Source organism: Proteus faecis (assembly GCF_003144395.1).
GTDB classification, from domain to species: Bacteria; Pseudomonadota; Gammaproteobacteria; order Enterobacterales; family Enterobacteriaceae; genus Proteus; species Proteus faecis.
Map to the genome: position 1 here is coordinate 43,976 of NZ_PENZ01000015.1, position 13,844 is coordinate 57,819.

Consider the following 13,844-nt stretch of genomic DNA (forward strand, 5'->3'; position numbering starts at 1 on the left):
AAATAAAATAAAAAAGAGTGATGTAAACAGATACACCACTCTTTTTTTATTTTTATATCTTACTTAAAGAATTCTATTTTTATTAAGCAATTCTTCTCTTGCTGCATCTTTTGCCATACGTTTTTTACGTGCATCACAAGGTTCAGGGCAATCACACTCTTTCTCTATACCCATAGCACCTAAACCGCCACAGCTACCTTGAAGGCTTTTACGTTTTACAATATAGCCTAATGCCATACCAAAGAAGGCAATCAAGAATAAGATGAAGGCAAATAAAAATATTTTTAACATAACCTTCTCTCCTTAAATTCTACTTTTTCAAGAATGGGGCGAATGCTTTACTATAACGCTCTTCAAACCCATTTTCAGTTTTCACTATCATAAAGACAGGAATATTTAACTCATTTGCTACTGCTAACCCTTTTTCAGGTCCTAAAACATTTAATCCTGTTGAAAGACCATCAGCACTCATACAACTTGGCACAATCACAGTGATAGAAGCAAGATTATGTTTAATAGGATGACCTGTTGTTGGGTCAATAGTATGAGAAAAACGGACACCGTCTTCTTCAAAATAGTTACGATAATCACCAGAAGTGGCTATTGAGTTATCACCCGGTTCAATAATTAACTGAACACTCTGCTTTGTGCCATCATTCGCCGGTTTTTCAATCGCTATACGCCAAAGCTTATCATTACCATTCACGCCTTGGGTTCTTACTTCACCACCAATATCAACCATATAGTTAGTGATATTCTGTGAAATCAAATATTCAGCCACAGCATCAACGCCATAGCCTTTAGCAATCGAAGAGAGATCGACATAAAGTTCAGGGATCTTCTTAATTAATGTATTCCCTTCAACAGCAAGGTAATCAATTCCAATCCACTGTTTACGTTTTTCTAATTCATCTTCAGATGGTTGATGCGTAAATCGGCCTTCAGGACCAAACCCCCATAAATTAACCAACGGCCCAACGGTTACATCCAAAGCACCTTCAGTTATTTTATTAATATGGATAGCTTCACTGACTACTTTTGCTGTCGCAGGTGAAACAGGAAATGGAGTATTAATTTCACGGCTTTGATTGAAACGACTAAGTTCAGAATGAGGACGATATGTTGACATTTGATCGTTAACTTCTTCAAGAATACGATCAATCTCTGTTTGTAAGACGTTTTGTGGAGGTGAGTTACTGTCAGGAATATATTTAATCGAGTAATAAGTTCCCATGGTTTCACCTTCTAATACCTGCTGCTTTTCACCACATGCAGATAATAGAACTAATGCAGACAGCATCACTATCCAGTTTATCATCTTTCTTTTTAACATAACTCTCTCTTCTGATCATGAGCGCCCACATAAGTGGGCGCTTGTCATTTCATTCATTTATGCTTTATACCAAGAGAGGATCAACCCCCAAAGTCATCCAGCATAATGTTTTCATCTTCAACGCCTAAATCTTTGAGCATTTTAATAACTGCTGCGTTCATCACTGGCGGTCCACACATATAGAATTCACAATCTTCTGGTGCTGGATGATTCTTGAGGTAGTTCTCAAACAACACATTGTGAATAAATCCAGTATAGCCAGTCCAATTATCTTCAGGCAATGCATCTGAAAGCGCGACATGCCATGTAAAGTTTTCGTTTTCTTTTGCAAGCATATCGAAATCTTCAGTGTAAAACATTTCACGAACAGAACGCGCACCATACCAGAAGCTAATTTTACGTTTAGAATGTAAGCGCTTTAATTGGTCGAAGATATGTGAGCGCATTGGCGCCATACCCGCACCACCACCAATAAAGATCATCTCAGCATCAGTTTCCTTGGCAAAGAATTCACCAAATGGCCCTGAAATTGTCACCTTATCACCCGGTTTTAACGACCAAATATACGATGACATAATTCCTGGTGGCACATCAGGATTACGTGGCGGAGGTGTTGCAATACGCACGTTTAGCATGATAATGCCATGCTCTTCAGGGTAGTTCGCCATTGAATAAGCACGTACTGTAGTTTCTTTAACTTCAGAAACATAACGGAACAAATTAAATTTATCCCAATCTTCACGATACTCTTCTGGTACATCAAAATCTTCATAACGTACCGTATGAGGAGGACATTCGATTTGAATAAATCCACCTGCACGGAAAGGTACAACCTCACCTTCAGGGATTTTTAACACCAATTCTTTAATGAAAGTGGCTTTATTATCATTTGAGATAACTTCACACTCCCACTTTTTAACACCAAAGATTTCTTCCGGTAATTCTAATTTCAAGTTGTTTTTTACGTTTACCTGACACGCTAAACGACAACCTTCTTTAGCTTCACGTTTGTTAATATGTGAAAGTTCTGTCGGTAAAATATCACCGCCACCTTCCAGCACTTTAACGCGACACTGACCACAAGAGCCACCACCACCGCAAGCTGATGAAATAAAAATACCTTCGTTTGATAATACGTTAAGTAATTTATCACCTGCTGGTGCATTAAAACTTTTGTCTGGGTCTCCATTGACCTCAACAGAAATATCCCCTGTATTGACCAGTTTTGATTTTGCGAACAAAATCAACGCTGTTAATACCAATACAATCAGGGTAAACATCACGACACCTAGAATAATTATATCCATGAGTTCTTCTCACCCTTTATAGCTGAACACCAGAGAAGGACATGAAACCTAATGCCATCAACCCTGTGGTGACAAAAGTAACGCCTAACCCTTTCATACCTGCCGGTACATCCGCGTACTTCATTTTCTCACGGATAGAAGCCAGTAATACGATGGCTAACATCCAACCAATTCCGGAGCCGAAACCGTAAACAATAGACTCGCTAAAGTTATAGTCACGTTGTGCCATAAATGACACACCACCAAAGATGGCACAGTTAACGGTAATAAGAGGCAAGAAGATCCCTAGTGCGTTATACAGCGCTGGGAAATAACGGTCTAAAATCATTTCTAGGATTTGTACCAGTGCTGCAATCACACCGATGAAAGTAATAAAGTTTAAGAAACTTAAATCAACACCTTCCATCAATGCATTATCACGTAACACATAGTTGTAAACCAAGTTATTCAACGGTACAGAAAGACCTAGAACAACGGTAACAGCGATACCTAATCCAAAAGCTGTTTTTACGTTTTTAGAAACAGCAAGAAATGTACACATCCCTAAGAAGAATGCGAGCGCCATATTCTCAATAAAAACAGCACGAACAAACAGGCTTATATAATGTTCCATGGCGATTAGTCCTCTTCAACCTGTGCAGGTTTTAATGTACGTAATCCCCAAATTAGCAAGCCAATGATAAAGAACGCACTTGGAGCTAACAGGAATAAACCATTAGGCTGATACCAGCCACCATTCTGAATAGATTCCATTACGGTAATGCCGAATAATTTACCTGAACCAAAGAGTTCACGTAGAAAACCAACAAGGATCAAGATAACGCCATACCCTAAGCCGTTACCAATACCATCCATAAAACTTTCAATAGGAGGCGATTTCATTGCATAAGCTTCAGCACGCCCCATTACAATACAGTTAGTAATGATAAGGCCAACGAAAACAGAGAGTTGCTTAGAAATCTCATAGGCATAAGCTTGTAAAACTTGGTCAACAACGATAACTAATGAAGCTATGATCGCCATTTGAACAATAATACGAACGCTACTTGGTATGTAATTACGGATCAGTGAGATAAAAAAGTTTGAAAATGCAGTAACTAAAGTCACCGCAATTGTCATCACTAATGCAGTTTCAAGTTTTGTTGTTACCGCCAATGCAGAACACACACCTAACACCTGTAAGGCAATCGGGTTGTTATCTAACAATGGCCCAAGTAAAACTCGTTTAATTTCTTTTGTATCAGCCATTGATCTCTCCTTCACGAACTTTTTTCAGGAATGGACCGAAACCTTTTTCACCTAACCAGAAATCGAACATATGCTGGATACCATTTGAGGTCAATGTTGCGCCAGAAAGCCCATCAATACCATAAGGGCTGTCAGATGCGCCACCACGCACAATTTTAATCGCGGGAATACCTTCTTCAGTCAGTAAACGCTTACCTTTCCATTGTGCTTTCCACTGTGGGTTATCAACTTCACCGCCTAACCCTGGTGTTTCACCATGTGAATAATAAGTAATCCCTTTCGCTGTTACTCCATCAATATCTACAGCTACGAAAGCGTACATGACAGACCATAAACCTGAACCATATACAGGTAGCACAACTTCCGTTGTTTTACCTTGAGCATCGAGAACGAAGTAAACTTCAGCGGTATTGGCACGACGACGAATTTTAGCAATATCTTCAGCGGGTGATAACGCAATAGATGTCTCATCACTACGCAATTCAGCATTTAAATCAAAATTGCCTTTACTATCAGTCAGCTCACCGGTCTGAAAATTAACAATTTTTGCTTTAATTCGAGTGTCATACACTTTAAGTACATCTGTCGCACTCATTTTAGGTACGAGCAGACCCGCAACATCAAGAATATTACGTTGTTTATCAAGAAGTTTCTGTTCTTCTTGTTTAGACTTCAGTCCAACAGCAGCTCCTGCTACTACCACAGAACACACAAGACATAGAATAAATACAACGAGGAACGTTCTTGCGACGCTATCTTTGTTTTTCTCTTTAGCCACGAGCTTTTCTCCGCTTAATATTCGCCTGAACAACCACGTAATCGAACAGTGGTGCAAATAAGTTTGCGAATAAGATTGCCAGCATCATACCTTCTGGATAAGCCGGATTGACGACACGAATAAGCACAGCCATTACGCCAATCAAAATACCGTAAGCCCATTTACCTTTATCGGTGAACGATGCAGATACTGGATCGGTTGCCATAAACATCATACCGAAAGCAAAACCACCTAATACTAAGTGCCAGTGCCAAGGCATTGAGAAGAGAGGATTGGTATCTGAACCGATAAAATTAAATAGGTATGACATTACAATCATGCCCACCATTACCCCAGCAACAATACGCCATGAAGCAATGCGAGCAAAAAGAATGACAGCACCACCGATTAAAATCATCAGTGTTGAAACTTCACCGATTGACCCTGGAATATATCCAAGGAAAGCATCCATCCAAGAGATAGGTTGTTGAGTGACGGTATTTAATAATGCACTTTCACCCGATACAGACCATTGTGATAATGGTGTCGCACCAGAGAAGCCATCTGCCGCAGTCCAAACTAGATCACCTGAAATTTGAGCAGGATAAGCAAAGAACAGGAATGCACGACCTGCTAATGCTGGGTTTAAGAAGTTACGCCCTGTACCACCAAAGATTTCTTTTGCAATAACAACACCAAACGTAATACCTAATGCAGCCTGCCAAAGTGGTAATGTTGGCGGTACAATCAAGGCAAATAAGATTGATGTAACAAAGAAACCTTCGTTAATTTCATGACCACGAATAAAGGCAAAAAGAACTTCCCAAAATCCACCAACCACAAAAACAACAAGATAAATAGGTAAAAAGTAAGTTGCACCAAGTAGCATCTTACTTGCCCATCCAGCATCTGTTGTTAATGATGCGCCAAGGAATTCAGCAAGACGATAGTGCCAATCTGAAGCAATTATTTGCTGTAATTCAGCACCGCTATATAACTGATTAAGTGCAGGGATCGCTTGATGACCGACATTATACATTCCCCAAAACATTGCTGGGAAAACGGACAACCAAACTAAGATCATCATGCGTTTTAGGTCAATAGTGTCACGAACATGCCCACCATTACGCGTGACAGTACCTGGCGTATAAAATACCGTGGTAACTGCTTCATAAAGCACATACCATTTGGCTAATTTGCCACCGGGCTCAAAATGGTGCTCTACTTTTTCAAATAAATTTTTCAAACCCATGAGTTACCCTTCCTGCTCAATTTTGGTCAATACTTGGCGCAGTGCTGGGCCATACTCATATTTGCTTGGGCAAACATAAGTACATAATCCCAAATCTTCTTCATCCAACTCCAAGCAACCTAAAGCTTGAGAACTGTCTGTATCACCTACAAGTAAATCACGTAATAAATGCGTTGCCATAATGTCTAAAGGCATTACTCGCTCATAGTTACCAATTGGTACCATCGAACGTTCACCACCATTCATTGTGGTTGTAAATGCAAAGCGTTTATTTTTTAAGAAGTGACCGATAGTCGTACGAGTGATAGAAAATTTATCGCAACCCGGCATCCCCCAACCAAATAACTCTTTATCACGACCTTCACGTAATATAGAAACTTGGTTATGGAAACGACCTAAATAGTGATGAGCCTCATCAGATTTCCATCCCCATAATACAGAGCCAGAAATAATGCGATTCTCACCATCAACTAATTGATCTTTAGTTAACTCATAGAGATCAGCCCCTAAACGAGTACGCACTAAACGAGGTGCTTTTACTTGAGGGCCAGCTAATGCAACAACACGTTCTGTATATAAAGAACCTGTTGTAAACAGATAACCAATAGCAATGACATCTTGATAATTTAAATGCCAAACCATTTTCTTAGCACTCACAGGTTCTAAGAAATGGATATGCGTACCAACTAATCCAGCAGGATGTGGACCCACAAATTGGTTATAGCTAATTTGTCCGTCATTTAATTTTGTCGGTGATTTTTCACCATGACAAACATAAATTTTGCCTTCAGTTAAACGAGTTAAAACAACAAGGCCATCATTAAATGCCTTCTCATTTTGCTCAATAATAACCATAGGATCTGCTGCAAGCGGATTTGTATCCATCGCAGAGACAAAAATGGCGACAGGTGTTGTGCCTAAATGCGGAGTACGACTATAAGGACGAGTCCTTAACGCAGCCCACATCCCCGAATTAACAAGATTAGTTTCGACTTGTTCGCGGGTCAGGTCTGAAAGCGTTGAGCTATCATAACGGTTAAAGGTGATTTCTTCATCGCCATCAATTTCGATAACGATAGATTGGAACACACGACGTTCGCCGCGGTTAATTTCAACGACTTTACCACAAGCAGGGCTGGTGAAAACAACACCGGGATTCTTTTTATCTTCAAAAAGAATTTGCCCTTTTTTTACATGCTCACCTTCCGAAACCATCATAGAAGGACGCATACCGACATATTCTTCACCTAGCAATGCTACGCGTCGAATAGCGGGTCCGTCTTCTATCACTTGGGCAGGCGCTCCTGCAATTGGGAGGTCGAGTCCTTTTTTAATTTTAATCATAAGATTTGCACAAGTTTATCAGTTAAACCCTAAGCTACAAATTCACCCCGAAAATGTAGCGACTCTGTAATAAAAACATCTTAAGGTGTTTTTGAACCCTAAGTTATTTATCTCCGATAATTGTTACTATTTTCTCTTATTCCGCCGAACTGAATTTTATCATCTCAGCCTAAGCCTGTCTGACTATTCGAGTGATTTAGCTCAAGCAAATGGGAATATTATTTTGACTGAAACGTTAACAACTCGTATAAACCGAATTAAAATATCATCTTTTTCGACTAGCGATTAAATTTCACACAGAATATTTTGTAAAAGAAAAGAAACTATATCAGATTTTAATTTACAATTTTATTGCTTCATAGCAATCTACTATCTACTTTATCAACAAATTTTAAGCTATTTTTCCGATAAAACCATGACCAGTCACGCAAAACAACTAATCAGTTTTTTAACATTAATGTTAATTCCTTTATTAGTTAACGCTGAAAATAATTCAAGTTTTCTAATGAAACCTGTTAAAAAAAGTACAGGTCAACCTATCTATATTCAAATTTTCAAAGAAGAAAGTTTGCTTGAACTGTATACGGAAAAATTAGATGGGCAATTAGAAAAAGTACGTACCTACCCTATTTGTAGCTATTCTGGAGGGCTTGGACCTAAAAAGTTTCAAGGTGATTTAAAAAGTCCGGAAGGTTTTTATCAGGTTAATTTCTCACAATTAAATCCGAACAGTCGATTTTACCGAGCTATTAACCTGGGATTTCCTAATCAATATGATAAATCCAAAGGATACACTGGCGATTTTTTAATGATCCACGGCGCATGTAAATCAGTTGGTTGCTATGCAATGACAGATCCGGTGATGGATGAAATTTATCAGTATGCTGAATTGGCGCTACAAAGAGGTCAATCTACGATTAATATTCATATTTTTCCATTTAAAATGACTGCCGAAAATATGAAAAAACATCAGTATTCAAAAGATATGGATTTCTGGCAACAACTTATGCCAGCCTACCAATATGTTGAAGAATACAAACAAATCCCATCTATTACTGTTCAAAATGGGCGTTATTTCGTTAATAGCACTTTGGCTTCACCTAATAGTGTAAATCCCGTACTTAACTTATCACAAAATAGTGAAAACAAATGGTTAGAGAATACGCACACCACGATCAAATAAGACAAACTCACCTTCGGGAATACGTTGCCAAGATTCATTCCCAGTCAATGGTAATGTTGAAATCACTGAAACGACATCATCAGATTGTGTGTGTTGTTGAAAATCGATTTCTACATCTTGATCAAGTAATTTGGCTTTGCCGAAAGGCGCTTTACGCGTGATCCAGTGTAAATTTGTTGAACAATATGCCATCACAAATCGACCATCTGACAACAGCATATTAAAAACCCCTTTTTGCTTTAATTGAGAGGCTAAAACAGCGATAAAACGGAATACAGCAGGCCAATTCACAGGGGTACGTTTATAACGATTCTCGAGCTGATTTAAGATCCAGCAAAAAGCTTTTTCACTATCCGTCTGCCCTATAGCTCTAAAACGACCCGTATCAAGAGATTGATAACCTTTTAGTTGACCATTATGCGCATAAGTCCAATTTTTTCCCCATAATTCACGGGTAAAAGGATGGGTATTTTCTAAAGAGACATTCCCTCGATTCGCTTGACGAATATGAGCTATCACCGCCTCTGATTTAATAGGATATTCTTGCACGAAGCGAGCGACTGGCGAAATTGCGCTAGCTTGAGGATCTTTAAATGTACGACATCCTAATCCTTCGTAGAAAGTAATTCCCCAACCATCTTTATGAGGTCCTGTCTTACCACCTCTTGGAATTAATCCACTTAGACTGAAGTTAATATCTGTCGGTACATTTGCACTCATGCCTAACAATTCACACATCGCTCACTCCTTCTTGCCGATGTTTATTGCTAATTTATAGCAATATCAACAAATTATTTTTCCATTTCTTTTTCAATTAATTGGATCAGAATATGGATAACTTTAATATGAATTTCTTGGATACGATCAGCATAACCAAAATGAGGTACACGAATTTCAACATCAGCTGTACCGTCCATTTTTCCGCCGTCTTTACCGGTTAGCGTAATGACTTTCATGCCTTTCTCACGCGCAGCACTAATTGCTTTGATGATATTGCCTGAATTACCTGAGGTTGAAATACCTAGCAGAACATCACCTTCTTTACCTACAGCTTCAACATAACGAGAGAAGATATATTCATAGCCAAAATCATTACTTACACATGAGATATGGCTTACATCTGAGATAGCAATAGCAGGATAACCAGGACGATTTTCGCGATAGCGTCCAGTTAATTCTTCTGCAAAATGCATTGCATCGCAATGAGAGCCACCATTACCGCAAGATAATACTTTACCTCCGGCTTTAAAAGAATCGGCTAATAACACTGCAGCTTTTTGAATAGCTTCAATATTTACATCATCTTGAAGAAAACGAGAAAGCGTATCTGCTGCTTCAGTTAATTCACCACGGATAAGATCTTGGTACATAGGATTTTTACTCCAGAAAGGGTAATCGAAATTTTCTGTTTCTCAGTGTAACGGATTAAATGTCATGAAAGAAGATACCTATGATCGACAAATGCTAACTTCTCTCATTTACGAATAAATTGTGAGCTATATTGTAATTAGAATGTAAATATATTGATAAAAGTTGGTGACTGAATTAGATCTAAATAACAAACAACAGGTCTGACCTCTGATCTCTTGGCAAATGCAGGAGTTTATTATGACACTACTCAGTATCGTACTTTTTATTGTTCTTATTGGCGTACTTAGTTATCGCAAATTCAGTATCACAGTAAGTAGTCTTGCGCTTATTGCTTATACATTCGTTATGGGTCTCGCCAATATTTGGAGTTATTGGTTACTCCTTCCCGTTGCATTGGTTTTATTACCCTTTACTATCCCTTCTATTCGTAGAGCCTATATCTCAGTACCGGCACTTAAAGCATTTCAAAAAGTCATGCCTTCTATGTCTAAAACAGAACAAGAAGCTATTGATGCAGGAACAACATGGTGGGAAGGTGAGCTTTTCCGTGGTGCTCCCGACTGGAAACAACTTCATAATTACCCTAAACCACAGCTAACAGCTGAAGAGCAAGCTTTCCTTGATGGACCGGTTGAAGAAGTTTGTCGCATGACAAATGACTTTCAGATCACTCATGAATTAGCTGATTTACCTCCTGAAATTTGGCAATACCTTAAAGATCATCGCTTCTTCGCGATGATCATTAAAAAAGAGTACGGCGGGTTAGAGTTTTCAGCCTACGCTCAGTCACGCGTATTACAAAAATTATCGGGAGTGTCTGGCATTTTAGCCATTACCGTTGGTGTACCTAACTCTTTAGGCCCCGGTGAACTACTGCAACACTACGGCACTGATGAACAGAAAAAACGCTATTTACCAGGTTTAGCCAAAGGGGATGAAATTCCTTGCTTTGCCTTAACAAGCCCTGAAGCTGGCTCCGATGCTGGCGCTATCCCTGATAGTGGAGTTGTATGTATGGGAGAATGGCAAGGTGAGCAAGTACTTGGCCTTCGTTTAACATGGAACAAACGCTATATCACGCTTGCTCCTATCGCGACTGTATTAGGATTAGCATTTAAATTACGTGATCCTGACCACCTATTAAGCAATGATGAAAACCCAGGTATTACCTGCGCGTTAATTCCAACTAATGTCAAAGGTGTTGAAATCGGTCATCGCCATTTCCCATTAAACGTACCATTTATGAATGGACCGACTCGTGGTAAAGATGTTTTTGTTCCTATCGATTACATTATTGGTGGACCAAAAATGGCAGGACAAGGATGGAGAATGCTAGTGGAATGTCTCTCTGTCGGACGCGGCATAACATTACCATCAAACTCTACCGGTGGATTAAAAAGTGCAGCTATGGCAACAGGGGCTTATTCTCGTGTCCGTCGTCAATTCAAAATTCCTATTGGTAAAATGGAAGGTATTGAAGAGCCATTAGCTCGCCTTGCTGGAAATGCTTATCTCTTAGATGCTGCATCCACCTTAATTACTACAGGTATTATGTTAGGTGAAAAACCTGCCGTATTATCCGCCATAGTCAAATATCATTGTACTCATAGAGCGCAACGAGGGATTATCGATGCAATGGATATTGTTGGAGGTAAAGGGATCTGTCTTGGCCCTTCAAACTTTGTTGCTCGCTCTTACCAAGGCTCCCCTATTGCGGTCACTGTTGAAGGTGCCAATATTTTAACTCGTAGTATGATAATTTATGGTCAAGGTGCTATCCGTTGCCATCCTTATGTATTAGATGAAATTGCTGCTGCACGAGACAATAACCTACATGATTTTGACCGTGCTTTATTTGGTCATATCGGTCATGTAATAAGTAATACTCTGCGTAGTTTATGGTTGGGTATCACTAATGGTCGATTAAGTAATTCCCCCACTAATGATGAAACCCGTCGTTATTATCAACAAATTAACCGTTTGAGTGCCAATATGGCGCTATTATCTGATGTTTCAATGGGCGTTTTAGGTGGAAGTTTAAAACGTCGTGAGCGTATTTCAGCACGTTTAGGTGACATATTAAGTCATATATTCCTCGCATCAGCCACACTAAAGCGTTATGAAGATGAAGGTCGCCATACCGCAGATTTACCTCTCGTGCATTGGAGCGTAAAAGAGTGTTTATACCAAGCTGAAAATGCAATTGATGAACTATTGCGCAATTTTCCAAGCCGTGTCATCGCAGGCTCGATGCGTGCAATTATTTTCCCTCTGGGTAAAGCTCAAAAATTACCATCAGATAAATTAGATAGCAAAGTCGCGCAACTAATCCAACAACCGTCTGAAACTCGTGATCGAATTGGTAGAGGTCAATACTTAACACCTAGTGAACATAATCCGCATGGCTTAATGGAAGAAGCACTACTGGATATCTTAGCCGCAGAGCCTATTTTCGACCGAATTTGTCGACTTTATGAGAAGAAGTTTAGCTTTACTCAATTAGATAAATTAGCGGACAAAGCACTAGCAGATAAACGAGTAACCCAAGAAGAAGCTGATATCTTACGTAAAGCAGAGCAGAGTCGCTTACGCAGTATCAATGTTGATGAGTTTGACTTTGATGCATTGGCGGTGCCTGCAAAAAAGCCGAAAGCTGACCTAATCAAAACAGACAAAGCCGCTTAACAACAGATATAAAGGGAAAGGTTTCCTCTGATAAAACACAAACACCTCATCACTTTTAGTCATGAGGTGTTTTTACACAAGCCAAATTATTGAGAAGCAAAAAATGAATTAGAGATCTAACTCTAATGCTAATAACTCTTCTATTGTTTGACGACGACGAATTAATTGAGGAACACCCTCTGTTATCAATACTTCAGGAATAAGTGGTCGACTATTATAATTTGATGACATTGAAGCACCATAAGCCCCTGTATCATGAATAACTAAATAATCACCTACCTGTGCTTGAGGCAATAAACGAGGAACAACCATACCGCCCTCTTGCTGAGTAAAAACATCGCCAGACTCACACAAAGGACCAGCCACAATTGTCTCTTGTAATTCTGTCATTGGTTTAATTTGACCATGGTTATCTAAAACTGAAATTTGATGGTAACTGCCATACATTGCAGGACGCATTAAATCACTAAATCCAGCATCCACCAGCACATAGTGACGGCTTCCCATTGATTTAACAGCTCTCACTTGTGAAATCAATACACCTGATTCAGCCACTAAGAAACGACCCGGTTCTATTTCAAGCTCAATAGCATGCCCTAAATGTTGTGCGATACGTTGACGTGCTTTATCCCATAAAGAAAAATAGTGTTCTAAATCTACTGTTGCCTCCCCCTCTTGATACGGCGTTGATAATCCACCACCTGCCGAAATAGCTTGAATATCAACTTGAGAGGTAAGCACTTGCGCTACCATCGCATCACAGACACTAGAAAGATGTTGATAATCAACACCTGAGCCAATATGCATATGAAAACCAACTAGCGTTAGATTGTATTGTTGGATCACTGCTAATGCTTCAGGCACATCTTCATACCAAATACCATGCTTACTATTTTCACCACCTGTATTGGTTTTTTGGCTATGCCCATGCCCAAATCCAGGATTAATTCTTATCCAAACCGCATGACCTTGGTTGCGTTCACCTAATTGACGCAACATATCAATAGAACCTGCGTTAACAGGAATATCTAACTCAACAACACGTTCAATGGTTCTTTCATCAAGCAAATCAGCAGTAAAAACAATTTCACTTTTTTCTCTGCCACCTTGATAACCCGCGACTAAAGCACGTTCAATCTCCCCTAATGAAACAGAATCAACTTTCACACCCTGTGCTTTCATTAAACGTAAGATATGAATATTGGAACACGCTTTTTGAGCAAAGCGAACCACATCAAAAGAGTTAAGCTGGGCAATACGCTGAGAAATTGTATCGCCTTGATAAATCCATAATGGCGTTCCATAAGTTTGTGCTAATTGGTATTGAGCCATAGTTATTGATGTTGTCATGTTATCTACTCATA

The 13,844-nt window shown here is 39.3% G+C and carries 13 protein-coding genes; 2 read left to right on the forward strand and 11 right to left on the reverse strand.

What is annotated here, in order from left to right; translation table 11 throughout:
• Window positions 1-63: 63 nt before the first annotated feature.
• The 8 genes from nqrM to DK858_RS04115 form a co-directional block, all read right to left on the reverse strand.
• Complete coding sequence (gene nqrM / locus DK858_RS04080) at window positions 64-291, reverse strand: (Na+)-NQR maturation NqrM (RefSeq protein ID WP_023580998.1); 228 nt, start codon at window positions 289-291, stop codon at window positions 64-66.
• 19 nt (window positions 292-310) lie between these two features.
• Entirely contained in the window at window positions 311-1,333 is a 1,023-nt protein-coding gene (locus DK858_RS04085) for an FAD:protein FMN transferase (RefSeq protein ID WP_109396326.1), read from the reverse strand.
• An 80-nt stretch (window positions 1,334-1,413) separates the two neighbouring features.
• Complete coding sequence (gene nqrF / locus DK858_RS04090) at window positions 1,414-2,640, reverse strand: NADH:ubiquinone reductase (Na(+)-transporting) subunit F (RefSeq protein ID WP_072063525.1); 1,227 nt, start codon at window positions 2,638-2,640, stop codon at window positions 1,414-1,416.
• A 16-nt stretch (window positions 2,641-2,656) separates the two neighbouring features.
• Window positions 2,657-3,253, reverse strand: coding sequence for an NADH:ubiquinone reductase (Na(+)-transporting) subunit E (gene nqrE, locus DK858_RS04095; protein ID WP_006534792.1), 597 nt, complete (start codon window positions 3,251-3,253; stop codon window positions 2,657-2,659).
• Between the two features lie 5 nt (window positions 3,254-3,258).
• Window positions 3,259-3,888 carry an NADH:ubiquinone reductase (Na(+)-transporting) subunit D gene (locus tag DK858_RS04100; RefSeq protein WP_004244801.1) on the reverse strand — a complete coding sequence of 210 codons (630 nt, stop codon included), beginning with the start codon at window positions 3,886-3,888 and terminating at the stop codon, window positions 3,259-3,261.
• On the reverse strand, window positions 3,881-4,666 hold the full coding sequence (locus DK858_RS04105) for a Na(+)-translocating NADH-quinone reductase subunit C (protein WP_006534795.1): 786 nt from the start codon (window positions 4,664-4,666) through the stop codon (window positions 3,881-3,883). Before DK858_RS04105 ends, DK858_RS04100 begins: the two co-directional genes overlap by 8 nt.
• Window positions 4,659-5,897 carry an NADH:ubiquinone reductase (Na(+)-transporting) subunit B gene (locus DK858_RS04110; protein ID WP_109396327.1) on the reverse strand — a complete coding sequence of 413 codons (1,239 nt, stop codon included), beginning with the start codon at window positions 5,895-5,897 and terminating at the stop codon, window positions 4,659-4,661. The genes DK858_RS04105 and DK858_RS04110 overlap by 8 nt, the downstream gene beginning before the upstream one ends.
• 3 nt (window positions 5,898-5,900) lie before the next feature.
• The gene (locus DK858_RS04115; RefSeq protein WP_109396328.1) at window positions 5,901-7,241 is read right to left on the reverse strand and encodes a Na(+)-translocating NADH-quinone reductase subunit A; all 1,341 of its coding nucleotides are present in this window, start codon (window positions 7,239-7,241) and stop codon (window positions 5,901-5,903) included.
• A gap of 415 nt (window positions 7,242-7,656) precedes the next feature.
• Between DK858_RS04115 and DK858_RS04120 the strand changes: the two genes are divergently transcribed.
• The gene (locus DK858_RS04120) at window positions 7,657-8,424 is read left to right on the forward strand and encodes a L,D-transpeptidase family protein (protein WP_109396329.1); all 768 of its coding nucleotides are present in this window, start codon (window positions 7,657-7,659) and stop codon (window positions 8,422-8,424) included.
• Here the strand turns inward: DK858_RS04120 and DK858_RS04125 are convergent.
• Complete coding sequence (locus DK858_RS04125) at window positions 8,395-9,162, reverse strand: class II glutamine amidotransferase (RefSeq protein WP_109396330.1); 768 nt, start codon at window positions 9,160-9,162, stop codon at window positions 8,395-8,397. The genes DK858_RS04120 and DK858_RS04125 overlap by 30 nt on opposite strands.
• A 53-nt stretch (window positions 9,163-9,215) precedes the next feature.
• Window positions 9,216-9,794, reverse strand: a complete 579-nt coding sequence (gene lpcA, locus DK858_RS04130; RefSeq protein WP_109396331.1) for a D-sedoheptulose 7-phosphate isomerase — start codon at window positions 9,792-9,794, stop codon at window positions 9,216-9,218.
• A 238-nt stretch (window positions 9,795-10,032) separates the two neighbouring features.
• Here lpcA and fadE point away from each other — a divergent pair, with 238 nt between their 5' ends.
• On the forward strand, window positions 10,033-12,480 hold the full coding sequence (gene fadE / locus DK858_RS04135) for an acyl-CoA dehydrogenase FadE (protein ID WP_109396332.1): 2,448 nt from the start codon (window positions 10,033-10,035) through the stop codon (window positions 12,478-12,480).
• Between the two features lie 108 nt (window positions 12,481-12,588).
• On the opposite strand, the gene lysA is transcribed toward fadE, so the two are convergent.
• On the reverse strand, window positions 12,589-13,830 hold the full coding sequence (gene lysA / locus DK858_RS04140; protein ID WP_109396333.1) for a diaminopimelate decarboxylase: 1,242 nt from the start codon (window positions 13,828-13,830) through the stop codon (window positions 12,589-12,591).
• Between the last annotated feature and the right edge of the window lie 14 nt (window positions 13,831-13,844).

What these genes read in the sequence shown, in the direction of transcription:
- nqrM (WP_023580998.1), bottom strand. Translation starts at nt 291, where the DNA reads ATGTTAAAAATATTTTTATTTGCCTTCATCTTATTCTTGATTGCCTTC.
- DK858_RS04085 (WP_109396326.1), bottom strand. Translation starts at nt 1,333, where the DNA reads ATGTTAAAAAGAAAGATGATAAACTGGATAGTGATGCTGTCTGCATTA.
- nqrF (WP_072063525.1), bottom strand. Translation starts at nt 2,640, where the DNA reads ATGGATATAATTATTCTAGGTGTCGTGATGTTTACCCTGATTGTATTG.
- nqrE (WP_006534792.1), bottom strand. Translation starts at nt 3,253, where the DNA reads ATGGAACATTATATAAGCCTGTTTGTTCGTGCTGTTTTTATTGAGAAT.
- DK858_RS04100 (WP_004244801.1), bottom strand. Translation starts at nt 3,888, where the DNA reads ATGGCTGATACAAAAGAAATTAAACGAGTTTTACTTGGGCCATTGTTA.
- DK858_RS04110 (WP_109396327.1), bottom strand. Translation starts at nt 5,897, where the DNA reads ATGGGTTTGAAAAATTTATTTGAAAAAGTAGAGCACCATTTTGAGCCC.
- DK858_RS04115 (WP_109396328.1), bottom strand. Translation starts at nt 7,241, where the DNA reads ATGATTAAAATTAAAAAAGGACTCGACCTCCCAATTGCAGGAGCGCCT.
- DK858_RS04120 (WP_109396329.1), top strand. Translation starts at nt 7,657, where the DNA reads ATGACCAGTCACGCAAAACAACTAATCAGTTTTTTAACATTAATGTTA.
- DK858_RS04125 (WP_109396330.1), bottom strand. Translation starts at nt 9,162, where the DNA reads ATGTGTGAATTGTTAGGCATGAGTGCAAATGTACCGACAGATATTAAC.
- lpcA (WP_109396331.1), bottom strand. Translation starts at nt 9,794, where the DNA reads ATGTACCAAGATCTTATCCGTGGTGAATTAACTGAAGCAGCAGATACG.
- fadE (WP_109396332.1), top strand. Translation starts at nt 10,033, where the DNA reads ATGACACTACTCAGTATCGTACTTTTTATTGTTCTTATTGGCGTACTT.
- lysA (WP_109396333.1), bottom strand. Translation starts at nt 13,830, where the DNA reads ATGACAACATCAATAACTATGGCTCAATACCAATTAGCACAAACTTAT.